Below are 26,801 nucleotides of genomic sequence, written 5' to 3' on the forward strand. Positions count from 1 at the left end.
ACTAGGGAACTATAACTCCTGCCCCAGCATAATTACTTAGTTTAAACCTTGTGAAAGGAGATTTGAAACATAGCTTAAATTCATTAAAAAGAGAAGGGAGATAATGAGCGAAATTTTGCCGATCCATTTGGGGATCCTAGCAGCAGGAAATCCCGAGGACATACGGACTTGGTCAGGTGTTCCTCACTTTATGACTCAAGCACTCAAAAAATACGTTAAAAAACTAACTTATCTTCCAGCCGGTTCTTTAGAGTGGTCGAAAACTGGCTGTTTTGTTCACCGATGGAGCTATCGTTTATTCAAAAAGAAGTACATACCAGGACAAATCCCTTATATTCTTGAGCATAAAGCAAGAAAAGTAGAACAGCTGATTGAGAGTCACGATATTGATGTTTTATTAGCGATAACGATTGATCCTTTAGCCGCTCACTTACAAAACAAAGTTCCTTTAGTTCACCATTCAGATACCACATTTGCAGCCATTGCCGATTATTACCCAACCTACTCGCCAATGTGGAAATTTTGTCGAAACATGGGGAATCAGAACACAGCAGGAGCTCTAAATCACGCAAAAATTTGTACGTTTCCTTCTCAATGGGCTGCCAATTCTGCTATTGAAGACTATGGCATCAGTCCTGAGAAGATAAGAGTGATTCCCTATGGTGCTAACTTAAGTACTGCACCATCGGTTGAAGAGATATTTAAACCCACTGATTCCAGTTCATGTCAGTTGTTATTTATTGGTAGACAATGGGAACGTAAAGGGGGTCCTATTGCCTTTGCCACAATGCTAGAACTGATTAACCGTGGTATCGATGCTAATTTAGTGGTCGTTGGGTGCGATCCGAAAGTCACTCATGAAAAACTGACAGTAATTCCGTTTTTAAACAAGCAGATCCCCGAAGATTTAGAAAGATATATTAATCTCTGGCGACAATCTGCTTTTCTCTTGATGCCAAGTCATCAAGAAACTTTTGGCGCAATCTATGCCGAAGCAGCAGCTAATGGCGTTCCAGTGATTGCTAAAGATACAGGTGGGGTTTCTAGCTGTGTTAAGCATGGGGTTAGCGGTTTTCTCTTAGCAGAGAGTTCCGAGATCGACGATTATGCTAACTTGATTGAGAAAATGTGGACTAACCCTCAACAATATCAGTCTCTCAAAAAGGGGGCTCGCGATCGTTATGAGAATACACTTAATTGGGATGCTTGGTCACAACAGACTGTATCAGCTATTTCTGACGTTATCTATGGATAGTTATTTGCAAAATGAAAAGTAGAGACAATCAATTACCGTTCCAACTCGGAGCAACCTCCCCGATTGCGAGATTTGAAAGTGGGGTTGCAGTTGTCCGTAACAAAATGTTTGTTATTGGTGGACATATGGAACCAAACTTAATTGCTACCAAATCGACTCTGGCTTATGATCCAAAGACTAATCTCTGGACAAAGTGCAAAGATGCTCCTGTAGACATCTCTCACGTGACGGCTGCTGTTGTAGATGACCGATACATCTGGTTGGTTGGCGGTTTTGTCGGACAGCATCCAGGATCTGGTGTTGCTGCCTCCTTTCGCTATGACGTCGCGGATGATTGTTGGGAAACTGGTCCTCCCTTACCGAAGGTTCGGGCATCTGGCTGTCTGGCATTAGTGGGTCGTTACTTGCACTATTGCGGTGGCGTGGGTGGAGATCGCTCTACTAATTTTGATGACCACTGGATTTTAAATGTCGATTATCCCACCCGTTGGGAACGCCAAGCACCTATTCCCTTTGCACGTACTCATGCCGCCACATCAGTGATTGAAGATTACATTTATGCAATTGGCGGTCACTTTGGTCACGATGTTCCTGGATATCCGGGAACAATTGCGCCAAATCCTGATCTCGATTATGTTCATCGCTTCGATCCACAAGCTGATCGCTGGGAGGAAGTTGCGCCGCTTCCAAGAAGACGGTCTCACTGTGAACCCGGTACTTTTGTGTATCAGGGCAAAATTATTTGCATTGGGGGAAGAAACAACTCACCCAATGCTAGATCGCGTTATGAAAAAACGCTTCTTGCCTATTATTTTCGCCGCGCGATCGGAAAAGTCAAACAAATTTTAGAGTCAAATTCATCCTCTAACAAACCATGGTTAGATGATGTTATTGCTTATGATCCCAAGCGCGATCGTTGGGAGGATCTTGGTAAATTGCCACAGGCACTCTATGCACCTGCTGCTTCAGTAATAGACCGCGACATTATTATTACCAACGGTGGCACAGAAGGTTGGCAAAAGCCTTCAGATAAAACCTTACGGCTTGAATTACCGCTGTAGATTAAATGGTACGCTGCTGGTGGAATAAAATTAGCGATGATGATCCTAATTTCATTTCTCTCCAACTGGCTTCCCAGCAAGATCTCTTTGAAAATCAAGCTTTTCTAGCTCTTTTTCAAGTGTTTTAGGATAGGGTAAAGATAAAAGATCAAGCATACGGGCAATGCGAGAACGCCAGTCATGATAGGCAAGAGCATAAGAATAATTACGGCGATGAGCAGCTTGAAGCCGCTCTTGATCAGCAAGTAAAGCTTCTAGAAAGGGAACAACCGCCTCAGCTTCGTCAGGAATCTCTATCGTTACATCTTCCCAAAATAGTAATTCTTCTGCTTCCGGACAACTTGGTTTTTGACCAACTACCATGCATCCTGCGGCTAAACATTCAGACCAACGCGTGGGGAGAAAAGAAAAGGGAATCTCTCGCTGTCGGCTTACTTTCATTGGATCATAAGCCAGAGCAATGGTGCTACGAGTAAGAAGATTCCAGAAAAATTTACTATGGGCATAGAAATCATTGATGGCTTTGATTTCCATATGGTCAGTATGATAAAAAATTCTTGGAGACTGGAAATCGTTAAAAGCATTAACTAATACTTGAGTGTGTTCCTTTTTCTGACGACCATAACCAATAACATCAATAAAGCGCTCAGTATTTTGAGAACCCAATTTGAGAACATCACAACCGACGGGAATAACTGAGACCGGTATATTGTATAGTTGTTTATATGTTTCTTGATCTCCTGATGCCGATATAAACAGATGATTAAGAGATGAGATCGCTCGGTCATGCCAGGATATTTTTCGTTTCCAACTACTTTTTGAGCGTTCGCTTAGTGGAATAATCGCATCAAAAATATAAGCGATGATCAAATCAAACTGTGATTTTATGTTGCCAATACTTTCCAGAATTCTTCCCACTTCGCCAATCGATAACATCACCAGAATGAGAACTTGTTCTTCACCATTTTTTTTTAAAGGAATTTCTGTTTTTAGCGAAGACTTAAATTGATTTTTACTTATAAATAATTTAGAGATACTTTTGAGAGATCCTTCGATTTTCGGTAGCACTAGTGTTCCTTCTAAAGAATGGCACAAAACATCTTCAAATTCAACGAGACATCGCTGAGCAGGAATTTTAGTAATAGAGCGTAAGCTAAAAATGTAATAATTAGGCAATTTCTAGTTCCCCTATGAACAGTAAATTGATTAAAATTTTAAAGTATAAAATTGCTTTTCTAATCAATCTTAATAGACTCGCAAGAAGGAAAGTTGATCACCAACCCTCAACGGAGTTGACGACCTTCTCAGGACTCTAGATAAATTAGCTTTGAATTCGTAAAGATGTCATGCTGGTGATTGAGATCTTTAGAATTAAAAAAAGGGTTGAAGAGGTTTCCCCGATTAATCTGCTTGTAAATTTGGAGGGCTCGGGTTTCCGGCAATTCTACATCAGCGAAACTAAGCATTTGACCCGGATCAATCACCGTTTTAACAGTAGCATCTTCTAGCAAGCACAATGGCAGATGATTTGGATGTTCAGCAATGCTCACTGCCTCACCCCGGACATCAAAACTACCTAATCCACGAGCGATATATTCTCCAGGTAAGAGTTTCCGCTTGGCTATTGCAGCAACATTATATTTTGGAGCTGGGGAATTGGTGAGCAAAGGGGAAGTCCCAGCAAAAACTTCAGTGATGGTGCGTGGTACTTCAAGATAACATAAATGAAAGGGCTTAAGGAAAACATAGGCAGATCCCTCTCTAGTTCGCAACTTAGCAAAGGGACCATAATCACCTTGTCTATCCGCTTCTCTACTTTCTGCTAGGATAAAAACTCCTGGTGGTGAATCTTGATAAAGAACATAATCGCTCAAGGGTTGAGCAAACTTCTGGGCTTTACTTACTAATTCATCACTCTCTTCTAAAGAAGATAAAGTCAAGCCTAGCATGCCATCACAAGCTATTGCTGCTCCTAAGCCATTTGCAACCAATGCTTGTTCTATTTGCAGCTTTGAGCCATCAGTAAAGGAAACTGTCTGATCCAATCGCAATCCTTGTTTTTTTGACCAATATTCCATTTCTTGACGAGAGGGATTAAGGTTGAGAAATCCTTTAATGTTTCCATATACTAAAGGATTAAATCCTGCAGAACGAACTTCACGATTGAGTTGAGCCAAACAGCCAGGTTGGTCGCCATGAGCTTCTGTTATGTAACCGAGAGTTGCCAAATAACTACCAGTAGTCAGCTGTAATTCAGAGTTCATCGTCACTACTGGTAAACCTTCTTCTAAGACCTTTTCGAGAACCGCTGTTGCATAAATTACATCTCCCGAGCCTTCAACTACTAGGTCGCTATTCGCAATGAGCTCATCAACCTCATGTGTTAAACGTTCTTGAGGAAAATTTTTGAGTGTTTCTTTGGGACGACGAGTTAGAATCTTAGACACGGACCAATCAGTTGATTGTTCCAAAAGACGAAATATGCCAGTGGCAATGAACCCTGTTCCAATGATTCCAATTTTTTTACCCATTATTATTTATTAGCTTATCCTTACCTAACCCAATGAACAGAGTAATCATCGTATAGGATTCACCACTGACCATACGACGGTTGAAAAGCCTTAATTAGTCTCGAATGACGAGAAAAACTTAAGTATTTTCTACCTTGCGGTACTCCTCATATTGGGGAAATAACTTAATTATACAGCCTAGTGTCTGTTTTGATCAGACAATGTTTGTTAATTAACATACATTATTTAAGTGTACGGACTAAGAGAATGTTTTAGATACTCTCTGATCACTCGTGTTTTACCATTTTGAGGTGCGATCACTGTGTGCCAGGAGCGGAAATCTGAGATACTGATTGGATGAACCAATCAAGCAAGACCTTTCTTAAGCTGAGGCGATGGAATCCGTGCTAGGGTTAGTTTTGGTCTTGTAGTACATCTGGTAATAATAAAGGCGGCGGATCGCTCAAGAAGCCACTCTGGACAAACGCAGAATAGATCCCTGTTTCCATTGCAATTAGTTCTCGTTTGAGTTGCTCGTTTGCCACTTTCTTCAGGGAAGGATTTTTCTTGGCATAATCTTCAATTTCTTGTTCAAGCCGTTTCAACTCCTCTTGTACACAATCCCGATATTTATAGAAACGTGGATCAACTTCCCAACGTTGGGTCATTTCTTCCTCGTTGAGATGAGTCAGAATTTGTTTGAGGGCAACGGTGCGGGCAATGAGTTCAAGATACTTTTCTTGCAGGTGTTCTTCATATAAAAATCCGAGTTGTTTGAGCAACCATTTACTACTTAAGCCTTGCACTAAAAGGGTAAATAAAACGACACCAAAGACAACAGCTTCTAGGGTTTGACTTTGCACTAAAACAATGGGAACACTTAAGGCAAGCGCGATTGAAATCGACCCTCGTAACCCCGACCACCATAAAACCGTTTGTTCAGCGAAACTGATATTACTATACTCGAATTTATTACCGAAATAGCTAGTGCCATAAATCGCGATCGCGCGCATCGCAACAACCGTCACAATTGCAATGCCAATGGGATATATATTGGCACCAAGGTTACTAAAATTAATTTTGTCACCAATGAGTAAGAAAACAATCGAATTCACTAAAAAGGCAACAAATGCTAAGAACTCAGAAAGCACTTGTTTTTTATGAGGATTCATTTCTGAAACACCGAAAGTGCCTAGAATCAAGCCAGTGACAATTACAGCAACTACTCCGGAACCACCGAGTTCTTCTGTGAATAAATAGGTTCCATATGAGGCAACAAGGAGTAATGAACGTCCTAAAAATCTTAAATCAGAGCGGTGAATCAGATAAGAAAAAATCAGTCCAATAATCCCACCCATAATTAAACCGATGCCGGCTAAAGTCCCAACATTTTTGAGCAAAGCAATCAGATCAACTTGGGTGAAATCTAAATCGGTTGGTAAATCCATTAGTAAGACAAATACCCCGATCGCGATGGCAACATTAAACAAATTTTCTCCGTCTGTTAAAGCAACTAAACGTTGATTGACCCCTAATCTGCCAAATAAAGCCGTAATGGGAGCTGGGGCAGTTGCTGATAAGCTTGCTCCGGCTAAAAGAGCAATTAAAGGAGAAATATTCGTGAAGCTAGTCAGGGTAATTGTGACCCCGGTAATCGTGAGGAAAACCCCAATGACTGCACAAAGAAAAACGATATTAATATCATGTTTAACGAGTGACCAATTCAAATCTAGGGCTGTTTTCAATAACAAGGGAGGGAGAAAAATAAACAGCGTTACTTCAGGAGGAACATTAATTAAGCGCACATCCAGTAAGGCTAAAATCAACCCCACAATCACCAAAAGAAGTGTATAAGGAATATCGCGGAAACGTGGGAAAGAACGAGATAAAGTTGCGACGGCCAACGAAACAGATAAAACTAGTAGAAACTGCTTTAAATGTTCCTGTAAGGGAGCTTCGCCCACTACATTTTCGAGTGCCATAATATCAGGATGGAGTTGAGGAGTAAGAACGGGAATTGAAAAAATGAAAAATAACAATTGACAATTCAGAATTGGCAATTGGTTAAAATTAAGGGGAAATAAACATCATTTTATGTGATGCTTAAATGATTCATCCCTTAAACATTTTTTTAGTGGAGGTTAAGCTTTTACGGTAGATTTTCAGTTAGAACTCAACGTTTAAGGACGGTTTGGTCTCCAACTGAACCAGTCATTTGTTCCCTCTTTCGCTAGCATAAAACAAGAGCTGCGCTCTGTCACCTAACAAAAGAGAGAATAAGAGGGAGAGTCAAAATCATTTCGATCAGCCTCTCACTACTATTAGAACAATATTAAAACAAATTTTACGAATTTTGAAAAAAACTTTTTGCCAAACGACTCAATAATAATCACAGTATGATTACTTAAACTCAACTGAGATGATAAAGATTACAAATGAGTTTATACAGACAACTCCCCTTAATTGGTTGGCGTGAAGTGATTGCTCTCCCCCAACTTAACATTCCAAAAATTAAAGCCAAAATTGATACGGGCGCGCGCTCTTCTGCCTTGCATGCCTACGCGATCGAGCATTACGATCAGCAAGGACAAGCGATGATCCGATTTTGGGTACATCCTTATCAAAACAACACTCAATTGAGCATCGAAGCAGAAGCGAAACTACTGGAAATGCGAGAGGTCCGTAACTCCGGTGGGGTTGCCCAATTACGTCCTGTCGTTGAGACCGTAGTAGAATTGGGCGAGAGGAAATGGTCAATTGAATTGACCTTAACCAATCGAGATGTCATGGGTTTTCGGATGCTTTTAGGTCGTCAAGCTGTACGAAATCAGTTTTTTGTTGATCCAGGACAGTCTTATCTGCAAAGTCAAGCCATAGAAAAAAGATGAAAATAGCAATTCTGTCACAAGATGGGTCTCTTTACTCCACACGCCGACTCAAAGAAGCAGCGGCGCAACGAGACCATGACGTGCAGGTCATTAATTATCTTCGCTGCTACATGAATATTACTTCCCATAAACCAAGCGTTGTGTATCAAGGAAAACCATTAGAAGAATATGATGCAGTTATTCCCAGAATTGGCGCGTCTAGAACCTTCTATGGCACAGCAGTGGTTCGACAATTTGAATTAATGGGAGTGTTTAGTGCCAATGAATCCCAAGCCATTTCGCGATCGCGCGATAAACTGCGTTGTTTACAAATTCTGGCCCGGGAAGGGATTGGATTACCCGTAACCGGGTTTGCTCATGCTACCCAAGATATTGATGGCTTAATTGAAACGGTTGGTGGTGCCCCCCTCGTGATTAAACTCCTAGAAGGAACTCAAGGGATTGGGGTTGTGCTTGCCGAAACTCATCAAGCCGCAAAATCAGTGATCGAAGCATTCCGGGGTTTAGAGGCCAATATTTTAGTCCAAGAATATATTAAAGAAGCCAAAGGGGCTGATGTTCGCTGCTTTGTCGTTGGTGGAAAAGTCATTGCAGCGATGAAGCGTCAAGGGGCAGAAGGGGAATTTCGCTCCAATCTCCATCGTGGGGGCAAAGCAGAGAAAGTCAAACTGACCCCAGAAGAACGGAGTACAGCCGTGCGTTCAGTGAAAGCGATGGGGCTGCGAGTGGCGGGGGTTGATTTGTTACGTTCCAATCATGGTCCGGTTGTCATGGAAATCAACTCTTCCCCCGGCTTAGAAGGGATTGAAAATGCTACTGGGATTGATGTTGCCGGAAAGATCATCGAATTTATCCAAAAAAATGCTGTTCCCAATAAACTCAGCGATCGCATTCCCTATTAAACAGTTATCAGTTAGTGACTCCCTAATGACCAATGACCAATGACTAATGACTAACTAAGAATGACCGATATCAAAATTGTTGGGGAAACCATTACTCCAGGTAAACGTTGTGAACTGGAAATTCCAGTGGCACGGTTGATTACACACACCCTGCTTTCTCTCCCGGTGACAATTTTACATGGGGTAGAACCGGGACCTTGCTTGTGGTTGAGTGCAGCGATTCATGGGGATGAGGTTAATGGGGTAGAGATTATCCGTCAAGTCTTAGAACAAGTGAACCCCCAAACCTTACGGGGAACCCTGATTGCAGTTCCCATTGTCAATGTCTTTGGTTTTTTGGAACAATCGCGCTATCTACCGGATCGCCGCGATCTCAATCGCTGCTTTCCGGGTTCTCCTGAAGGATCTCTGGCCTCTCGTTTAGCTCATTTATTTATGCGGGAAATTGTGAGTCGCTGTACCCATGGCATTGATTTACACACAGCTTCGGATCATCGCACCAATTTCCCCCAAATTCGTGCCAACCTGAAAGATCCAGAGACTTACCGTTGTGCCAAAGCCTTTGGTGCGCCAGTCATGATTCATGCCACAACTCGCGATGGTTCCTTACGACAAGCTGCAGCGAAAAAAGGAATTCCGATTCTATTGTATGAAGGGGGAGAAGCGTTACGGTTTGATCCTGAAGCGATTCGTGTGGGTACGAACGGTATTCTTGGCGTGATGAATATTTTAGGAATGACCCAATTTTCTCCGGTAACTGCTTTTACTGCTGTGGAAATTGAAAAAACGAAGTGGGTGCGTGCTTCTCGCGGGGGCATTTTACGTTTACAAGTCCGTCTGGGCGAGTCAGTGCTGAAAAAACAGATTCTCGCGACAATCGCCAACCCTTTTGGCAAGCAGGGCGTGAAAGTGCGCTCTCCTGTAGCCGGATTAGTGATTGGACAGACCCAAAATCCCTTAGTCAATCAGGGGGATGGCATCATTCATTTAGCAGCCAATCCTTCTGAGTAATGAGAGAGGGTGATTGAGTGACAAAGTAGCAGGATGAAAAGGCAATTCAACCTCATCTATAATCTTGTTTTCCTGGACTCCCCTTCTCCCACTCACCCCCTCTCAATTATTGTGAGTATGTAATCGCAACCAGAGGGTGATGCTTAAAGGGCACCGGCATTGGCTAAGCCTAAAATCACTCCTGCCCCTAAGACATGACCAAAACTGAGGGTTGCTAATAATTCAGGAACGCCAAACCCTTCTAGAATGGCTGGTTTGGGGAAAGGAAGTTCTGGACCGCCCCCATAGTTTTGAATGGCAAAACGACCAATCGCTATACTAAAAACATTACAAATAATCATAACCATTGCAACGGAAGGACCCCAAGCAATTGTTGCCGGTGTGGTAGATTGAACAGCAGCCAGTAAAGTTAACATCAGTTATCTTTTTTTCCTCCAAGCTATAGACTAAAGGCATTATAAGAAGATTTCTAAATGCAACTCTAATTTTTCTTGCCGAAGTAACGATCTATTTACACTAATTCATATTTCTGAACAAATGCGAGTCAAAATTTGCGGGATTACGAATTTAGAACAAGGACGCGCGATCGCGCAACTTGGGGCAACGGATCTCGGGTTTATTTGTGTGCCAAAATCTCCCCGCTACCTCTCTCCCGAAAAAATCGCTACCATTATCCCTTATCTTCCCTCACCAACCACGACAATTGGTGTCTTTGCCAATACTGAACTCGCAGAAATTTGTTCAGTCGTTGAACAAACTCACTTTACGACTATCCAACTCCACGGGAAAGAATCCCCTGCTTTTTGTCAACAACTCCGTTCTCAACTTCCGCATATTGAAATCATTAAAGCGATTGCAGTTAAAACACCAGACTCTTTAGCACTAACAAAAGATTATTCGTACTTTGTTGATTCCTTTCTCCTCGATGCCTATGCCCCCCAACAGTTAGGTGGAACGGGAAAATCGTTTAATTGGGATTATCTGCAAAACTTTGACCCGCCCCGTCCTTGGTTTCTCGCGGGTGGACTCACTCCCCATAATATTCAACAAGCCCTGAGTGTTGCTCAACCAGACGGTATTGATCTTTCCAGCGGCGTGGAGAATTTACCGGGCGATAAAAATCTAGAGTTAGTCGCTGAATTATTCCAGAGATTGCAGTCATTAGTCATTAGTCATTAGTCATTGGTCATTGGTCATTCTCTTTATCCTTCTGGGTCAATTTGTCGTTTTTGCTACATTCGCTGTAACATATCAGTGAAAAGTGGGAATCACGTTAAAGTAGCAAAGTAGAGAACTACACAATAGGACTCAAAGAACAGTGACGCAAACAAATTTAGATTTTCTTCTCCAAACCGACCCGACCGTCTCGGGTATGATGCAGAAAGAATTGCAACGACAAAGAGAACACCTCGAACTAATTGCCAGTGAAAACTTTACCTCTCCTGCTGTTATGGCAGCCCAGGGGTCTGTTCTCACCAATAAATATGCTGAAGGACTGCCCAAAAAGCGTTACTATGGCGGGTGTGAATTTATTGATCAAATTGAACAACTTGCTATTGACCGGGCAAAAGAACTATTTGGTGCCGCTAGTGCCAATGTTCAGCCTCACTCCGGCGCGCAAGCAAACTTTGCCGTTTTTCTAACCCTACTCAACCCCGGCGATAAAATCATGGGGATGGACTTATCTCACGGGGGACACCTGACTCATGGTTCCCCTGTGAATGTTTCCGGGAAATGGTTTGAAGCGATTCATTATGGAGTGAGTCAAGAAACCGAACAACTCGACTATGACCACATTTTAGAAGTCGCCCGCCAAGAGCGTCCAAAATTAATTATCTGTGGCTACTCAGCTTACCCGCGGATTATTAATTTTGAAAAATTCCGCGCGATCGCGGATGAAGTAGGGGCTTATCTCTTAGCCGATATCGCTCATATTGCCGGTTTAGTTGCTAGTGGTCATCATCCGAACCCCATCCCTCACTGTGATGTTGTTACCACAACCACTCACAAAACCCTTCGTGGTCCTCGTGGTGGTTTAATTCTGACGCGCGATCCTGAATTAGGCAAAAAATTAAACAAATCGGTATTTCCGGGGACGCAAGGGGGGCCATTAGAGCACGTTATTGCTGGGAAAGCAGTAGCATTTGGTGAAGCCCTCAAACCGGAATTTAAAGCTTATTCCGGACAAGTGATTGCCAATGCCCAAGCGATGGCAGAACAATTACAAAAGCGAGGCTTAAAAATTGTTTCTGGCGGTACAGACAATCATCTCCTGCTGGTGGATCTGCGCTCAGTCAACCTCACTGGAAAACAAGCGGACCAATTAGTCAGTGACGTCAACATCACAGCTAACAAAAATACCGTTCCCTTTGACCCCGAATCTCCTTTTGTTACCAGTGGCTTGCGCCTCGGTTCTCCAGCAATGACGACACGCGGTCTCGGAACAGAAGAATTTGCTGAGATTGCCAATATCATCGCTGATCGTTTACAAAACCCTGAAGATGAACAAGTGAAACAAGCTTGTACTCAACGGGTAGCAGCTTTGTGTGAGCGATTCCCGCTCTATCCCCATTTAAAGGCACCTGTTCCGGCAATGGTCTAGTGAGCCAGTAAATCCACGAGCTTGTTATCTATTGCTCAGCAGTGTCATTATTATAGACGTGTCCATGGTAAGTGGAGAAAATAATGCCTGCTGAGTTATACTACCTTTTGGCTTTCGGACTCGGAACAGCATTTGTTATTGCAACGACTCCCGTCGTGAAAACAATTGGCCTAGCGACAGGACAAGTCGATCAACCAGATGCACGAAAAATTCACAAAACCCCCATTGTTCGCATTGGGGGCATTAGTATTTTTGTTGCTATTTTGGGGACAGCCCTGATTCTCTACTTTTCTCAAGGGTTCGCATTCTTAACCCCGCAACAACTGCAAGACCTAATTCGCATTGTTTTTGGAGGCTGTGCCTTTTTTTTAATGGGATTAGCGGACGATATTTGGAATTTATCTCCCTTCAAACGATTGGGACTGCAATTTCTTGTCATCGGAGGTTTGTGGTGGCAAGGTTTAACCATTGATTTAACCTTTTTACCTTGGGAAAATGTCCTACTCATTAATCCGTTGAGTTTTGTGATTACTTTCCTTTGGTTAGCAGGAGTTGCCAATGCGATCAATTGGCTTGATGGTATGGATGGCTTAGCCGCAGGCGTGACCGGGATTATTGCTTTGGGGATTGTATTTGTCGCTCTGGAAAATGGCAGTAATGGCGTGGCGCTTCTCATGGCAATTGTAGCGGGAAGCGCGATCGCGTTTTTATGGTATAACTTTCATCCGGCAACAATTTTTATGGGAGATAGCGGCTCGAATTGCCTGGGGTTTCTCCTAGCTGGGGGGAGTTTAGTCGGAATTGCTAACGAACCTGGCTTGGGCAATACCCTCGCACCGTTTGTTTTCTTAGCGGTTCCCATTGGGGATATGTTGATTGTGATTAATGCTCGCTTGCGCAACGGTCAATCTCCGTTTTTTGCTGACAAAATTCATATCCATCATCGCCTCCTCGCTAAGGGACTTTCCCAAACCATGACCGCCTTATTGGTTTATAGTGTGACCCTATGGACAGGAACGATTGGGTTAGTTTGCTGTGGCATTGAGCAACCGTGGATTTACTTTATTCCCGCTACGATATTACTGTTAGTCATGATTTGGCAAGTGCAACCCAGCCGTAAGATAGAAGAAAAGGAATGATGAGCGCGGAAATTATTTGTGTGGGAACCGAACTCCTGTTAGGAGATATTTTAAACAGTAATACTCAATATTTAGGACGACAATTAGCCGATCTGGGAATTCCTCATTACTTCCAGACGGTGGTTGGCGATAACCCAGAACGGATTAAACAGGTCTTGAAAATCGCCAGTGATCGCGCCCAAATTTTAATATTTACAGGGGGGTTAGGACCGACCCCCGATGATCTCACCACGGAAACCATTGCCAGTTTTTTTGCAACGCCCCTTGAAGAAAGACCGGAGTTAATTACAGATATTGAAGCCAAATTTACCAAACGGGGGCGCAAAATGTCTCCCAGCAACCGGAAACAAGCCCTGATGCCAGTGGGAGCAAAAGTGCTTCCCAATCCCATGGGCAGTGCCGCGGGGATGATTTGGCAACCGCGCGAAAATTTAACCCTGATGACCTTTCCCGGTGTTCCTTCCGAAATGCGACGGATGTGGGAAGAAACGGCTGTTCCCTTCCTAAAAGCACAAGGTTGGGGTGCCAATGTCATTTTGAGTCGCACCTTGCGGTTTTGGGGGATTGGCGAATCCAATTTAGCGGAAAAAGTCAGTGCCTATTTGGAGATGGAAAACCCTACTGTTGCCCCTTATGCCTCCAAAGGAGAAGTTCGCCTGCGCATTTCTGCTCGTGCCGAATCTCAAGATAGCGCGATCGCGCTCATTCAACCCATTGCAGAACAAATTCAAGCGACCGCTGGACTGGATTATTTTGGTGCCGATGAGGAGACATTAGCCAGTGTAGTGGGGAAACTTCTCCTCACAGCCAAACAAACCGTTGCGGTTGCCGAATCTTGTACCGGTGGCGGTTTAGGAGCAATGTTCACCTCAGTTGCGGGCAGTTCGGGTTATTTTCTCGGTGGTACGGTTGCCTACAGCAATGAAATCAAACAGGCTTTACTAGGGGTGAAAGCAGAGTCCTTAAATCAAGAAGGGGCAGTCAGTGGAACGGTTGCGCAGCAGATGGCATTAGGGGTGAAAAAGCAGTTTCACAGTGATTGGGGCTTAAGTATTACGGGGATTGCGGGACCCGGGGGTGGTACTGCCGAAAAACCAGTGGGATTAGTGTATGTTGGCATTGCCAGTCCCGATCAAACCACGGATCAGCTAGAATTACGGCTAGGAGAACAACGCTTACGAGAGACCATTCGTCATATCAGTGCGTGTCATGCTCTCGACCAATTACGACGCAAATTGTTGTTAGCCAACGAATCAGGATGATGGAAGCCTTTAGCCCCGTTCCCCCCAAATGGACCAATGATGCCGTTCATTCCCTCGACTTTTATTGTCCCCATTGCGGAAACGAACCCAGAAAAGCCCAACGGGTGTGGATTAACCGTCGGGCACCAGTCATTGGGGATAACTATGAACGCAAATGGCAAGAATTCTATCAATGCGACTGTGGAGAAGCCTGGTGGGCATGGAGTAATGATCGTCCCCCATCTGAACTCGCGCAACGGGATAATTCTGTCGAAGACTAACTGGAAAATCTTTCAAAGGAGTGAAGGGCAGAAGCAGTGGAAGATGTAGGGTGAAGGGGTGACTTGTGCCTAATGACATAATAACGGGCGAGGGGATGAATAGTCACCAATTGACGAACCCTGTTGCCTATTCCCTAATAACCAAGAACGAATAACAAACGATAGGAGCGGTTTATGAGTTACGATTACGATTTATTTGTGATTGGCGGTGGTTCTGGTGGGATTGCTGCTGCCCGTCGCGCCACTGAATATGGGGCAAAAGTGGCATTAGCCGAATTTGACCGTTTAGGCGGCACTTGTGTCAATCGAGGCTGCATTCCCAAAAAATTGATGGTCTATGCATCTCACTTTCCGCACTGGTTTGAAGATGCCAAAGATTATGGTTGGTCAGTGGGAGAAGCCTCACTCAACTGGAAAAAGATGACCACAGCAGTCAATGGGGAAGTGGATCGCCTCAATGGCGTCTATCAGCGAATGCTAGATAAAGCAAATGTTACCGTTTATCAGGGCTATGCTCAATTTGTTGATGCCCATACCCTTGCCATTGGCGAGGAAAAAGTCACAGCCGATAAAATTTTAATTGCGGTGGGCGGGATTCCAGAAAGAGCCGCTGTTCCTGGCATTGAACACGCGATTATCTCTGATCGTATGTTTACCTTACCCGAGCAACCGAAGCGGTTTGTGGTTCTCGGTGGGGGGTATATTGGCGTTGAATTTGCTTGTATTCTCAATGCTTTGGGTTCAGAAGTCACTCAGATTATTCGCCGTCCCTATATTCTGCGGGGCTTTGATCATGATATTCGCGAACATCTCCAAAATAGTCTGATTGAGCAAGGGGTAAAAGTTTGGGGAAATACGAAAATTAAGGCGATTGAACAAACAAAAGATGGGTTGAAATTAACGACAACCGGCGATCGCGCAGAAACGATCACAGCCGATGTGGTCTTAGCGGCAACCGGACGCATCCCGCGCTTAGAAAAGTTAGGATTAGATCAAACCGGTGTTGAAGTGAAAAATGGCGCGATCGCGGTAAATAATTATAGCTGTACCACGGTTCCCAATATCTTTGCCGTTGGGGATTGTACGGATCGCATTAATCTCACCCCTGTAGCAATTCAAGAAGGACGTGCTTTTGCCGATACCGAATTTGGCGGGAAAGATCGGATCATGAGTCACGAAAATGTGCCTTCAGCCGTATTTACGAGCCCAGAAGCAGCCACAGTCGGCTTCACTGAAGGCGAAGCGAAAGAGAAATATGGTGAGGATGCCATTCAAATTTACCGAGCAAGATTTGGTTCCACCTACTTTAGTTTGACCCAGCGGAAAGAAAAAGTCATGTTGAAGCTGGTTGTGGAAAAAAGCAGTGATCGCGTTCTCGGGGCGCACATGGTGGGCGAAGCGGCTGCGGAAATTATGCAAGGGGTTGCCATTCCGATTAAAATGGGCGCAACCAAAGCTGATTTTGATGCGACGGTTGCCATTCACCCCTCGGTTGCCGAAGAATTTGTCACCATGCGTTAACCATTCAATCCGTTAGGGGTAGAACTTGCCCCTAACGTTGTTCCACTTGCTGCAGTAATGCTTGACGTTGCGGTTGTAAGGCTAAATCTAAATCGGGAAAATAAGCAGAGGTGGGAAAAAGCGAATTCAACCAGACAACGATGGGGATATTCTCCACCACTTGGAAATAATCAGAGGGGGTTGCCCCGCCCAAATGTCGCATATTCACGCCAAATCCCAGCCGTTGCCGTCGGTACTGCCAAGTAGGCGCCTTTTGTTTCAACCAACTCTCAAACGTCTCTGCATTCGTCATGCTCGTTAAGAGAGCCTCTAAACGTTCCTCGGGAATCATTTCTTTTCTGGCTCGAATCCAAGCTTGTTGTAAGTGTTGGGAGCGTTGTTCCGGTTGTACCCAAGCCAAGAGTAACTGCTGCGCTGGGCTGGGAGAGAGAGTTTTCTCCACACTGGCTACAGCTTCCCCGGTGCTAATTTTTAAGACCGCTTGACTCAAGGGTGAGCCATACTCTTGAAGATCTTCTTTCGCCCCTGCTAAATTGCCTTGCCACCACAAGAAGCTGCCTCGAATTTGATGGAGATCAGTCTCCAACTCCGTAGAAAGATTATCAGAATTTAAAAGTTGACTACATTGCGCGATCGCGCTTGCCATCACCTGGGGATAAATCGGTTGCAACCCTGGTAATGTCCAAAGGGGACTCGTCATAAAAATGGGATTGCGCAAGACTTCTAAACTAAAGGCTTGTACAGCTAACTCGGTTTGATTGTGAGCCAGCAGACTTAAGCCTAAACTATAGAAAACGCCCCGTTTTGCCGGGAGTAGTTGTGCCGACTGAGCAAAGGATTGAGTCGCCTCTTGAGGATTCCCTTGCTTGAGTTGTAACCAGCCTAAGTTCGTATAACCAAATTCGCGATCGCGCGATGCTTCTAAGCCGGCTTCAAACCAATTGACGCTTTGGGCTAATAAGTCTTGATGCTGTGCTGCATTACCGGCGGTTAACGCCCTTTCTCCTAAATTCCAACCCAATTGATAAGAATAGTAAGGCTCCCAAGGAACCAGTTTATGGGCTTGGGTTAACCGTTCTACGAAGCCCTCCCAATTGGGTTCAGCTTGCGCTAAGGCACTGAAGCCTTGACTCGAAACTTGCCACCCGCGATGAATGGGAAAGAGCCAAATCAAAACGGCAACGGTAAAGCCTAACCCCGCTAAGCCGAGTTGTGGTGCAGAAGGAAGGGTGACAAAATCTTTTTGTCGTAAAATTGACGCGATCGCGGCTAAATAAATTACTAACGTCCCACTAATCGCAATATTATCCAACTGATAATCTGTGAGACTGACAACAACGTAACCGAACAAAGCGCAGAACAAACTCCCTGCAATGATTAAGTCTGTGCTGTCTAATTTTGTCGCAAACCAACGCCAGACTAAGTAGCCAAATAAGACGACTGCCCCCAATTGGATCAGCACGCCCCACAAACCCAGCTCGGCAAACAGCTGTGCCGGTGTACTGTGCAACTGATAAATTAGTTGTGCTTCATATCCAGCCCAGTCTGGCAAATATTCCTGATATAACCAAGGGACATTCCCTAAACCAACACCAGTAAATAAATCACTCTTCCCCATTTGCCAACCGGTCGTCATTGTAATCAGGCGATAAGCAAATTGTCCGCCCCCTTCTCCTGAGAATAGTGCCAACAAGAGACTCCGTAGACGATTATTGGCAAAAATAAAGAGTAAGACGACAAGGACACTGCCCAAAGCACTCAGTACTAACCAAATGCGAGGAATGGCACTGCGAAGGAGCGCGATCGCTAATGCCGTGAGGAGAACTGCCAGTAAGCCCAACCAACCACCCCGAGAACTGGTGGTGTATAAATCCATCAAACCCAAACCAATGCCACTCCACCACAGCCAGCGTCGCCAACCGGGTTCTAAAATCGCCAGTGCTGCCAGTAAAGGGAGGGCTAAGACTAAATAACCGGCTACATAATTTTGATGCCCCAAGGGTGCCCAATTTCGTAACTCTAAAACAGATAAATCAAAACGAACGCTCGCCCCAACGGCTTCTAATTGCTCTAAACGGTCTAATTCGGGGAAAAGGGTTTGCGTTCCCCAAAGCGTAAGGCTAATGAAGATAAAAGCGAGACTTAAATAACCTTGCCAGCGTAAGCAACGGTAACGCCGTTCTGGATGGTCAAACCAATAGTTAAGGGTATAAAGGGCAACAATGAAACATAAACTAGCCCAGCTATACCAGCGAGCAGGATTAGGCAGTTCTGCAAAAATAGTGGTAACAATCAAGCTGGCAATGACAACTCCTACCCCGAAATCCAGGTTGTTGCCCAGTTGTGGAAAACATCTTGCTCTGAAACTGATTCCCAACCCCCACAAGACTGGACAAAGCAAACCTACTTGCCAAATCAATACCCACGGCCAAACCACCATTAAACTATGGCTATCGGGCATTAAAGTAAAGAGAGCATAAAAGCCAGCGGTTAGTAAGGCCAGAAGTTGACCACTGCTAGATTGAGACGGCGAGGAAGTGCGATTCATTTTAATTTAGTACGCGCCTTTAGCCAGGAACAAGATGCGGAACGTTTCCACTAAAATTTCTAAGTCTAAGTTAAATGACCAGTTATCAATATAGTAAAGATCCAAACGCGCCACATCATTGAAATCTTCAAGATCAGACCGTCCCGAAACTTGCCACAGCCCTGTAATGCCCGGTAAGACATTATGGCGAGTATGATGCCAGTGAGTAAAGCGCTCGACATCCCGCGCTGGAAGGGGACGGGGACCGACGAGACTCATTTGACCAGCAAGGACGTTAAACAGTTGCGGAAGTTCATCCAAGCTGGTGCGACGGAGAAATTTACCAATGGGGATAATACGCGGATCATCTTCAATTTTGAAGAGAACACCATCCGTTTTATTTTTTGCTTCGAGGGTCGGCTGTAGCGATTCGGCATTGGGAATCATGGTGCGGAATTTCCACATGGAAAATACTTTGCCGTGTAAGCCCACCCGTTCTTGACAGAAAAAGGGATTGCCCGGAGAACAAAGATAAATCGCGATCGCGATGCCAACCAATAAGGGCAAAATGAAAAGGATGCCCAAAAAAGCGCCAATCACATCCAATCCCCGTTTGAAGCGATATTCCCAAGCCGCGAGCGTGGGGGGTTCCACTCGCAGGGTCGCCACGCCCGCAAATATTTCCGGGACTCCTCGCCGGTACAACATTTCTCGACTGGAGGGAATCAACCGCATGGGAATGCGAAAACGCCGTAACTGCCAATACAAACTAGAAGCAAGTTCGGTTTCCGGTAAATTAGCCACTAAAACTTCTTGCGGATTCGCTTTCAGAATGTGTTTTAACAAGGTGGCATCATGCATTGTCGCAGTTTTTGCGGTGCCAACCACTTGATAATGAGAGCGTTGGTGCAAGGTATCGGATAAGCGATGAATTTGATCGGGATTACCAATAATAAAAACAGAGATCGGCGGTTGTTTGGCAGCACAGTGTTTGAGAATGAGCGTCGCGAGTAAGCGAAAGCCAATGAGGAGAAAAATGCTACTCAGCCAAGCGGTAAAAAACAGCGATCGCGGTGGATCAAGCTTGGGATCATAAAAGTAACTTAAGACTAGCGATCCTAAATAAACCGCACTGGTTATTCTGCCCAGTTGCAAATAATTTTTCCATTGGGTGGCAGACGTGTATAATCCCGCTTGAGTCAAACCGAGAATAATGATTCCAGAAAAAATCCAAAAGGGACTCGGGATTCCCAACCATGTCCACCAAACGAGTTGCGAAGGAATCGGCGAATAAAATTGATTGAGATAACGAGCCAATTGCCACGCGATCGCGAGCGCGAGTAAATCACTGAGGAGAAGAGTCACCATTCGCGACCAAGACCAGTCTAGTAAATTGCCAAGTGTAAACTTTTCTGGGGCACGGATATCCGATTTTTTGCGCTGGAGATGGTTGAGCCACAGACTTTCATTCATTGCAAATGGGTTGACTGGGAGTCGTGCTAATCGTAAGGAACATTACTACTCATTGTTCCCAGATCACTCTTGATCAATATCAAGGCACAACTCCTTTTCCTGTTTTTCCTGCGGAGTAACCCCAATTATTTTTGCTGTTGAGCAACTTCCATTTCTTCCGATGGCGGCAGTAACCGTTTAGAAGAAGGGCGAAACTTATCCGTTTCGCGCAGCCGTTGACTCAGAAAACGACAAATTTCAAGAATGATATGGGGGCGTTGACTGATCACACTGATAAAACGGCTTTTTTCCAGCTTGAGTAGGGTACAGTCTTGCAGCGCGATCGCGCTTTCCCAATGGGGGGCTTCATCAAACAGGGACACTTCCCCAAAATATTCCCCGACGGAGAGGTGCCGTAAATCTTGGGATTCGCCATCAAAGTCTTTCACAATGCGAACGCTACCTTCGGCAATAATATAAAGATGCGTTCCCCATTTCCCTTCGCTAAAGATGGTTTGACCCGCCAACACTTGTTGTTGTTCGAGGGCTTTGTCAATTAAAAGCAGTTCTTCCAACGATAAGTTCTTAAACAGCGCGACGTTTTTCAGCAGGAGTAAACGATTCATAAGGACATTTTGGAGAGATGGACGATGAAGGATTGGGAGAAACAGTTGTTGTGCCGTATTTTTAACCAGGGGATCCGGATCTTTCATCAAGGCAAAGGGCACGGTTGCCATGACAATTAAGGCACCAATCCGAATCCAACGATCGCGCGCTTCTAATGCCTCTAAGAGCAATTTATACCCTTTAGACCGTAACCACGCTGGCGAGGTGCTCCGAGAAGGAGTAGGCTTGGGCTGGGGTTGACCCATTTCTTCTAAAATCGGCATCAAGGGCAGGGCAAAGCGTCGCTGGGGCAAGGTAGCAAGGACTTCTACGGCATTAGCAACTTCCCGGGGATTGGTGGAATTAAAGGCGCGACTAACCGTATTAACGGTACGGGAGTGCCCTAAGCAGGAGAGAATGTATAACACTTTCTGGACGACCCGGTTATGGTAATCGGCAATCGCGATTGCCAACGGTCGCCAGTTCGGGTCAGACTGGGGAATTTGTTTTTGCCAGGCTTGCGTTTTACTGAGTTCCCGAAAATCAGGGGCAAGATACTCTAAGAGAATTTCATTGGCTTTTTTACTGCGCACTTGGGTAATGGCAGTAATTGCGGTATTGACCACTTCTGAGTTACGAGAAGACAGGCTATCTTTTGCCAGTGCTAGTCCTTGTTCCCCATAAGTCGCTAACACTTTTGCTGCTTCTTGTCGCACCCGTGGATCGGCATCTCCTAATCCCATACCCACATTATGGAGCATTCCTTCACAACGGGTAACCCCCAAGAGATGGAAGGCCGCTGCCCGCACTTGTGAATCAGGATGCTTTAATTCGCGAGTTGCCATTTCTGCAATCTCCACATCCCTACGATCCGCAATTTTTGCTAACGCTTCTAATCCTACTTTTTTGAGGGAAGGATTCTCATTTTTGAGAATCGGTTCCAGGAGGTACAGTAAATCACGATTTTCAGTTTTAGCAATCACTCGCGCGATCGCGCTCGCCGCTTGTTCTTCCCAAGGCGAGTGCCAAACTTGATCACTCAGTTCTTCAATTTCACGATTGCTGGGGCTGACGGACATTTTCACTGCCAGGGCAGCTAAAAGCCGAATTTTTTGGCTTTCTTCTTGCAGCAGTTGCCGGATCTTCGGCAGGGGAATCGCTTCTTCGTTGGCAATTAAAATTTCTAAAGCAGTGGTCTTTAGGGCAACGCGATCGCTGTCCAAGAATTCTCGAAATTTTTCTAGGGCTTCGGCATCTGCATCTGCACCAAACACATCCACTACGGCTAAGCGAATTGCAGCATCATTCCCACTTTCTTCGAGTAACACTTTCACTTCTGGTAAAAATTGACTCGGTTTTCCTAAACGACGGGCTAATTCCAAGCCTTTCACTTTCGTATAAGGATCGCCATTAATAATTAAATCTTGGATCGCTGTACTCGAACCGGGCGGGAGTTGAGTGCGGTAATTAAATTCATCTAATTCCAGCGTATTGGAACGGATCATGCTCTCTAAGCCTTCGGCGTAGAGTTTGCCCATCGGCAGTCGCGCCAGGAGACCCACTGTCGTGAGAAGAATCGCGATCCCAGCAATTTGCGTGGCACTGAGAAAGGCTTGTGCGACCAGTAAGGAAACACCGGCGAGGGTGAGTCCGACTGCATAGAAGATACCATCGGTCAGCGTGCGCACTCGTCCCGAAAACTCTGGGGGAATCGCATTATAGTTCAGTTGGTGAACGGGCGTTGCTAAGCCTTTATTTAAGGAATCGCCATTGATATTGAGCGCGATCGCGCTTTTGAGATCCCCACGCAGGGCAAATCCCGCTAATGCTGCGAGTGTCACCATGGGATAAGCGACATTCATTCGCGCCACTCCTAACCAGCGGAGTAAGGGACGAGTGACACAAAACAGCGTTGCAATTTGTGTGGTACTGGTAATAATGCGAACTTGTCCCAAAAAACCGGTCAATTCAGCATCTGTAAAATGACTGGCATAGGTACTAAACCAGAGAAACTCCGACATCACATAAATCAGAATGAAGAGAAAGCTGCTGCTGGCTAGGTAAAAAACGAGGGGATAGCGTTGCACTAAATCCGGAAAGGTTTTCAATGATTCAATCAAACCCACCCGTTTGCTGGCGTAACTACTTTCAAGTCGAGGTTGCGAATTTTCTAAATAAATGACTTGCGCGATCGCGATCCCAAAAATCAAAATGACACAAGCGAGTAACTGACGATTATTCAAATACTGTGCCAACAGCGTGGTTAACATCCCACCTAACAAAATCCCCACCGCTTGGGCAATCCCCAAAAATGGGGCATAACGCTTATACTCCAGAGTGGTAAAGTAATCCGTGACGAGGTTGGGATAGAGAATATTGATATATAAATCAAACTGAAAAAACGCTGTAATGCTGATGCAAAAGTATAAAGGGAGCGTGTTGAAATTCAGCAGGAAACAGAAAACTGTAAAAAAAAGAATCGACCCGACAAGCACGTATTGAAACAAGCGCACCCGACTAAAGCGATCAATGATTTGAGAAACACCACCATAAGCCAAAGTTGAGAAAAGCCCTAGCAAAATAAAAGAAAGCGGAAGATACTCAGCACCAGCGTTACTCAGGAAAAGCGAGTTCGCAATATTCATTGCCATGATGCTATAAGTCAGCATCGTCACTGCAAGCAAGAGAAATTGCGTGAGACGGTTCACTTTCCAAGTGGAGAGATTGAAGCGTTGTTCCACAAACGGGTTGATCATTGAAGACAGATTAGGGTTGAGAGAGCGGAAAAAAGTGATTTAAGTGAGTCCATTAACTGGCATCTAGAACAGGTTAAAATTTCTTTCCTGGTCGAAGGCGCAACTATAACTTTCTCGACTTGAATTCCCATCGTAGCTTAAACGTAGCCCTTTTGCGACTTTTTTTGCAGGGAGTTTTTTACCCATTTTAGGCGTGTAACAATCAATACTTAAGCCAATCATCAATTGGTTCAAGCTAGCCTAATTGTGCAATCTCCTTTCTCCAATTCAGAAAGATTTCAAATTTGTGAAAATCACAACTAAATTTTGACAAGAGTTTTTACGATTTGTGCTCTTTCAGCTAAAGACTACTGATCTTGGTTGAAGTACTATTGACTCTTAATCGGTTGTTAAAGCCAGTTTGTTACAATCTCATAGAAAAGGAGATTTTAAGCTATAAATAATGTTCAGTGAGAACATCTCTATCTTCAATTGATATTCATAGTAAGGAGTAGCGGGTGTGGCGAAAACTGCCAAGTCTTTGATTATTGCTTCAGTTGAAGCCTATAGTGGGAAGTCAGCAACTATTCTCGGGCTTGCCCACCAATTACAAAATAAACAACTGACCCTTAGCTATAGCAAGCCAGTTGGAAGTTATCTACACCAAGAAAACGCTGAGACTGTTGAGGACGATGTGCAGTTCATTGCCCAGGCTTTACAGTTACCGCCTCAACAAGTGGGAACTCCTTTAATTAATTTATCTCATTCAGTCATTACAGAGAGAACAAAAACGCTTCAACTTGCCGATTATTCCCAAGCCCTTAAAGATCACTTTGATCGCTTCGATAGTGAACTACGATTGATTGAAGCCCCTCCGACTCTTGCTGAAGGCAGTTTATTTAATCTTTCGACCCAGCAGATATCGGAAACCTTAAATGCTCCTATTCTACTAGTGATTCGTTACCATTCACTACTTGTTTTGGATCAAGTTTTGGCTGCCCAGAAGCAACTTAGAGATCAATTATTAGGGGTGGTGATTAATGATGTTCCTCCAGAAGCAGAAATGGAAATTAATGATGAAGTCAAACCCTTTTTAGAAAAGCAAGGTGTACCCGTTTTTGGGATTCTTCCGCAAAGTGCTTTGTTGCACAGTGTAAGTGTTCGGGAGCTGACAAAGCAATTATCAGCAGACGTACTCTGTCGCGAAGATCGCCTGGATTTAATGGTAGAACGGCTAACTATTGGGGCGATGAATGTGAATTCAGCCTTGAAGTATTTTCGCAAAGGGAAGAACTTAGCTGTTGTCACTGGCGGCGATCGCAGCGATTTACAATTAGCCGCTCTCGAAACTTCTGCCCATTGCTTAATCTTAACCGGTCATGTGCCACCGCAAGATTTTATTCTCTCTCGTGCCGAAACCTTAGAAGTTCCGATTCTTGCAGTTGAGTTTGATACCCTAACTACAGTAGAAGTTGCAGAACGCACATTTAAGCAAGTTCGGATTCAAGAACCGATCAAAGTCCGATTCATCCAAGACTTAATGAGTCAACGCTTTGATATTAAGCGTCTGATTGATGAACTTGGTGTCCAGTCTGTTTGATCTTTTGCTGAAACGATTAACCACCCAAAACCATGCAAACGCTATCTAACCCTCAAACTACTCCTGCTTTTGATACCACAATCCATCGTCGTCAGACTCGCCCAGTGCGTGTTGGAGATATCACCATTGGTGGCGGTCATCCGGTGGTTGTTCAGTCCATGATTAACGAAGATACCCTTGACGTTGAAGGGTCAGTTAATGGCATTCGTCGCCTTCACGAAATTGGCTGTGAAATTGTCCGCGTTACGGTTCCTAGTATGGCTCATGCTAGGGCATTGGCTGATATTAAAACTCGTCTGCACGAAACTTATCAGCTGGTTCCTCTGGTTGCCGATGTGCATCATAATGGCATGAAAATTGCCCTAGAAGTAGCAAAGCACGTCGATAAAGTCCGGATTAATCCTGGGCTGTATGTCTTTGAAAAGCCTAAATCGGATCGTACCGAATACACTCAAGCTGAATTTGATGAAATTGGGGCAAAAATTCGAGAAACCTTAGAACCGCTCGTTATTTCCTTGCGCGATCAAGGGAAAGCGATGCGCATTGGCGTTAATCATGGTTCTCTTGCCGAACGGATGCTATTTACCTATGGGGATACCCCAGAAGGCATGGTCGAGTCTGCACTAGAATTTATTAAAATTTGTGAATCTCTTAACTACTACAATCTCATCATCTCCCTAAAAGCCTCCCGTGTTCCCGTCATGTTAGCGGCTTACCGCTTGATGGTTAAACGCATGGATGAGTTAGGAATGGATTACCCACTTCATCTCGGGGTGACTGAAGCCGGAGATGGTGAATATGGACGGATCAAATCCACTGCTGGGATTGGAACGTTATTAGCTGAGGGCATTGGCGATACGATTCGGGTGTCTCTCACTGAACCCCCTGAGAAAGAAATTCCCGTCTGCTACAGTATCTTGCAATCGTTAGGACTCCGCAAAACCATGGTAGAATACGTGGCTTGTCCCTCCTGCGGTCGCACCTTATTTAACCTCGAAGAAGTTTTAGAAAAAGTCCGTGCTGCAACCAGTCACCTCACTGGTTTAGATATTGCTGTTATGGGCTGCATTGTCAATGGTCCTGGTGAAATGGCAGATGCAGACTATGGCTATGTTGGGAAACAAGCCGGCTATATTGCTTTGTATCGGGGACGAGAAGAAATTAAGCGAGTTCCCGAAGAACAAGGTGTAGAAGAGTTAATTAATTTGATTAAAGAAGATGGACGTTGGGTTGATCCAGAATAGCGGTTAAAGTTGGCGCTACTCGGTGAAGATTCAGTTTGCTATTGAATCCGAGTAGCCCAAGGTAGGACAAGTTTAGTGAAGATAGGTAAACGGATCAAGGCGAAGTTTCAACAAAGTATCCGTGGGACTCCCCCACCTCGGAACAGGTGGGGGAGGAAAGCGGGGTAATTTGAGACCTCGACGGTCGAAAATTAACAAACACGTTACAATGTATTTGTTCACCTTT

20 protein-coding genes are annotated in these 26,801 nt (G+C 44.6%); 13 read left to right on the forward strand and 7 right to left on the reverse strand.

Features of this window, described 5'->3' with window-relative positions; all coding sequences use genetic code 11:
* Positions 1-103 precede the first annotated feature (103 nt).
* Both GVY04_03090 and GVY04_03095 read left to right on the forward strand, forming a co-directional pair.
* A complete protein-coding gene (locus GVY04_03090; GenBank protein NBD15146.1) occupies positions 104-1,255 on the forward strand; it encodes a glycosyltransferase in 1,152 nt (383 codons plus the stop codon).
* Positions 1,256-1,266: 11 nt separating this feature from the next.
* Positions 1,267-2,316: a hypothetical protein gene (locus tag GVY04_03095; GenBank protein NBD15147.1), complete on the forward strand. Its 1,050-nt coding sequence runs from the start codon at positions 1,267-1,269 to the stop codon at positions 2,314-2,316.
* A 51-nt stretch (positions 2,317-2,367) separates the two neighbouring features.
* Here GVY04_03095 and GVY04_03100 read toward each other — a convergent pair whose 3' ends face one another.
* The 3 genes from GVY04_03100 to GVY04_03110 all read right to left on the reverse strand — a co-directional run bounded on the left by GVY04_03100 (position 2,368) and on the right by GVY04_03110 (position 6,808).
* The gene (locus GVY04_03100) at positions 2,368-3,492 is read right to left on the reverse strand and encodes a glycosyltransferase (GenBank protein ID NBD15148.1); all 1,125 of its coding nucleotides are present in this window, start codon (positions 3,490-3,492) and stop codon (positions 2,368-2,370) included.
* A gap of 128 nt (positions 3,493-3,620) precedes the next feature.
* Positions 3,621-4,847, reverse strand: coding sequence for an NAD(P)-dependent oxidoreductase (locus tag GVY04_03105; GenBank protein ID NBD15149.1), 1,227 nt, complete (start codon positions 4,845-4,847; stop codon positions 3,621-3,623).
* 392 nt (positions 4,848-5,239) lie between these two features.
* A complete protein-coding gene (locus tag GVY04_03110; GenBank protein NBD15150.1) occupies positions 5,240-6,808 on the reverse strand; it encodes a sodium:proton antiporter in 1,569 nt (522 codons plus the stop codon).
* 453 nt (positions 6,809-7,261) lie between these two features.
* Between GVY04_03110 and GVY04_03115 the strand changes: the two genes are divergently transcribed.
* From GVY04_03115 to GVY04_03125, 3 genes are read left to right on the forward strand one after another with little or no spacing between them, the layout of a single operon-like run.
* Complete coding sequence (locus GVY04_03115) at positions 7,262-7,714, forward strand: ATP-dependent zinc protease (GenBank protein ID NBD15151.1); 453 nt, start codon at positions 7,262-7,264, stop codon at positions 7,712-7,714.
* Positions 7,711-8,616: a 30S ribosomal protein S6--L-glutamate ligase gene (gene rimK, locus GVY04_03120; GenBank protein NBD15152.1), complete on the forward strand. Its 906-nt coding sequence runs from the start codon at positions 7,711-7,713 to the stop codon at positions 8,614-8,616. The genes GVY04_03115 and rimK overlap by 4 nt, the downstream gene beginning before the upstream one ends.
* 60 nt (positions 8,617-8,676) lie before the next feature.
* A complete protein-coding gene (locus GVY04_03125) occupies positions 8,677-9,627 on the forward strand; it encodes a deacylase (GenBank protein NBD15153.1) in 951 nt (316 codons plus the stop codon).
* 143 nt (positions 9,628-9,770) lie between these two features.
* On the opposite strand, the gene psaK is transcribed toward GVY04_03125, so the two are convergent.
* The gene (gene psaK / locus GVY04_03130; protein NBD15154.1) at positions 9,771-10,043 is read right to left on the reverse strand and encodes a photosystem I reaction center subunit PsaK; all 273 of its coding nucleotides are present in this window, start codon (positions 10,041-10,043) and stop codon (positions 9,771-9,773) included.
* Positions 10,044-10,164: 121 nt separating this feature from the next.
* On the opposite strand from psaK, the gene GVY04_03135 reads away from it, so the two are divergent.
* The 6 genes from GVY04_03135 (at position 10,165) to gorA (ending at position 16,411) form a co-directional block, all read left to right on the forward strand.
* Positions 10,165-10,806: a phosphoribosylanthranilate isomerase gene (locus GVY04_03135; protein ID NBD15155.1), complete on the forward strand. Its 642-nt coding sequence runs from the start codon at positions 10,165-10,167 to the stop codon at positions 10,804-10,806.
* 139 nt (positions 10,807-10,945) lie between these two features.
* Positions 10,946-12,229, forward strand: coding sequence for an aminotransferase class I/II-fold pyridoxal phosphate-dependent enzyme (locus tag GVY04_03140; protein ID NBD15156.1), 1,284 nt, complete (start codon positions 10,946-10,948; stop codon positions 12,227-12,229).
* Between the two features lie 83 nt (positions 12,230-12,312).
* The gene (locus GVY04_03145) at positions 12,313-13,368 is read left to right on the forward strand and encodes an undecaprenyl/decaprenyl-phosphate alpha-N-acetylglucosaminyl 1-phosphate transferase (GenBank protein NBD15157.1); all 1,056 of its coding nucleotides are present in this window, start codon (positions 12,313-12,315) and stop codon (positions 13,366-13,368) included.
* Positions 13,368-14,630, forward strand: a complete 1,263-nt coding sequence (locus GVY04_03150) for a competence/damage-inducible protein A (GenBank protein NBD15158.1) — start codon at positions 13,368-13,370, stop codon at positions 14,628-14,630. The genes GVY04_03145 and GVY04_03150 overlap by 1 nt, the downstream gene beginning before the upstream one ends.
* Positions 14,630-14,890, forward strand: a complete 261-nt coding sequence (locus tag GVY04_03155; GenBank protein NBD15159.1) for a hypothetical protein — start codon at positions 14,630-14,632, stop codon at positions 14,888-14,890. The genes GVY04_03150 and GVY04_03155 overlap by 1 nt, the downstream gene beginning before the upstream one ends.
* A 174-nt stretch (positions 14,891-15,064) precedes the next feature.
* Positions 15,065-16,411 (forward strand): glutathione-disulfide reductase, encoded by a 1,347-nt coding sequence (gorA, locus tag GVY04_03160; protein NBD15160.1) that lies wholly within the window; start codon positions 15,065-15,067, stop codon positions 16,409-16,411.
* A gap of 31 nt (positions 16,412-16,442) precedes the next feature.
* Here gorA and GVY04_03165 read toward each other — a convergent pair whose 3' ends face one another.
* The 3 genes from GVY04_03165 to GVY04_03175 all read right to left on the reverse strand — a co-directional run bounded on the left by GVY04_03165 (position 16,443) and on the right by GVY04_03175 (position 23,752).
* A complete protein-coding gene (locus GVY04_03165; GenBank protein ID NBD15161.1) occupies positions 16,443-18,959 on the reverse strand; it encodes a polymerase in 2,517 nt (838 codons plus the stop codon).
* Positions 18,960-18,965: 6 nt separating this feature from the next.
* Complete coding sequence (locus tag GVY04_03170) at positions 18,966-20,411, reverse strand: exopolysaccharide biosynthesis polyprenyl glycosylphosphotransferase (protein NBD15162.1); 1,446 nt, start codon at positions 20,409-20,411, stop codon at positions 18,966-18,968.
* Between the two features lie 125 nt (positions 20,412-20,536).
* Positions 20,537-23,752, reverse strand: coding sequence for a cyclic nucleotide-binding domain-containing protein (locus GVY04_03175; protein ID NBD15163.1), 3,216 nt, complete (start codon positions 23,750-23,752; stop codon positions 20,537-20,539).
* Between the two features lie 499 nt (positions 23,753-24,251).
* On the opposite strand from GVY04_03175, the gene GVY04_03180 reads away from it, so the two are divergent.
* The gene (locus GVY04_03180; protein NBD15164.1) at positions 24,252-25,331 is read left to right on the forward strand and encodes an AAA family ATPase; all 1,080 of its coding nucleotides are present in this window, start codon (positions 24,252-24,254) and stop codon (positions 25,329-25,331) included.
* Positions 25,332-25,363: 32 nt separating this feature from the next.
* Positions 25,364-26,575: a (E)-4-hydroxy-3-methylbut-2-enyl-diphosphate synthase gene (gene ispG / locus GVY04_03185; GenBank protein NBD15165.1), complete on the forward strand. Its 1,212-nt coding sequence runs from the start codon at positions 25,364-25,366 to the stop codon at positions 26,573-26,575.
* The last annotated feature ends 226 nt before the right edge of the window (positions 26,576-26,801 follow it).

Source organism: Cyanobacteria bacterium GSL.Bin1 (assembly GCA_009909085.1).
Classification (GTDB): Bacteria; Cyanobacteriota; Cyanobacteriia; order Cyanobacteriales; family Rubidibacteraceae; genus Halothece.

Coding starts and splice junctions, on each gene's coding strand:
- GVY04_03115 (NBD15151.1), top strand. CDS start 7,262: ATGAGTTTATACAGACAACTCCCCTTAATTGGTTGGCGTGAAGTGATT.
- GVY04_03095 (NBD15147.1), top strand. CDS start 1,267: ATGAAAAGTAGAGACAATCAATTACCGTTCCAACTCGGAGCAACCTCC.
- gorA (NBD15160.1), top strand. CDS start 15,065: ATGAGTTACGATTACGATTTATTTGTGATTGGCGGTGGTTCTGGTGGG.
- GVY04_03150 (NBD15158.1), top strand. CDS start 13,368: ATGAGCGCGGAAATTATTTGTGTGGGAACCGAACTCCTGTTAGGAGAT.
- GVY04_03135 (NBD15155.1), top strand. CDS start 10,165: ATGCGAGTCAAAATTTGCGGGATTACGAATTTAGAACAAGGACGCGCG.
- GVY04_03175 (NBD15163.1), bottom strand. CDS start 23,752: ATGATCAACCCGTTTGTGGAACAACGCTTCAATCTCTCCACTTGGAAA.
- psaK (NBD15154.1), bottom strand. CDS start 10,043: ATGTTAACTTTACTGGCTGCTGTTCAATCTACCACACCGGCAACAATT.
- GVY04_03105 (NBD15149.1), bottom strand. CDS start 4,847: ATGGGTAAAAAAATTGGAATCATTGGAACAGGGTTCATTGCCACTGGC.
- GVY04_03145 (NBD15157.1), top strand. CDS start 12,313: ATGCCTGCTGAGTTATACTACCTTTTGGCTTTCGGACTCGGAACAGCA.
- GVY04_03170 (NBD15162.1), bottom strand. CDS start 20,411: ATGAATGAAAGTCTGTGGCTCAACCATCTCCAGCGCAAAAAATCGGAT.
- GVY04_03165 (NBD15161.1), bottom strand. CDS start 18,959: ATGAATCGCACTTCCTCGCCGTCTCAATCTAGCAGTGGTCAACTTCTG.
- GVY04_03125 (NBD15153.1), top strand. CDS start 8,677: ATGACCGATATCAAAATTGTTGGGGAAACCATTACTCCAGGTAAACGT.
- ispG (NBD15165.1), top strand. CDS start 25,364: ATGCAAACGCTATCTAACCCTCAAACTACTCCTGCTTTTGATACCACA.
- GVY04_03155 (NBD15159.1), top strand. CDS start 14,630: ATGGAAGCCTTTAGCCCCGTTCCCCCCAAATGGACCAATGATGCCGTT.
- rimK (NBD15152.1), top strand. CDS start 7,711: ATGAAAATAGCAATTCTGTCACAAGATGGGTCTCTTTACTCCACACGC.
- GVY04_03110 (NBD15150.1), bottom strand. CDS start 6,808: ATGGCACTCGAAAATGTAGTGGGCGAAGCTCCCTTACAGGAACATTTA.
- GVY04_03090 (NBD15146.1), top strand. CDS start 104: ATGAGCGAAATTTTGCCGATCCATTTGGGGATCCTAGCAGCAGGAAAT.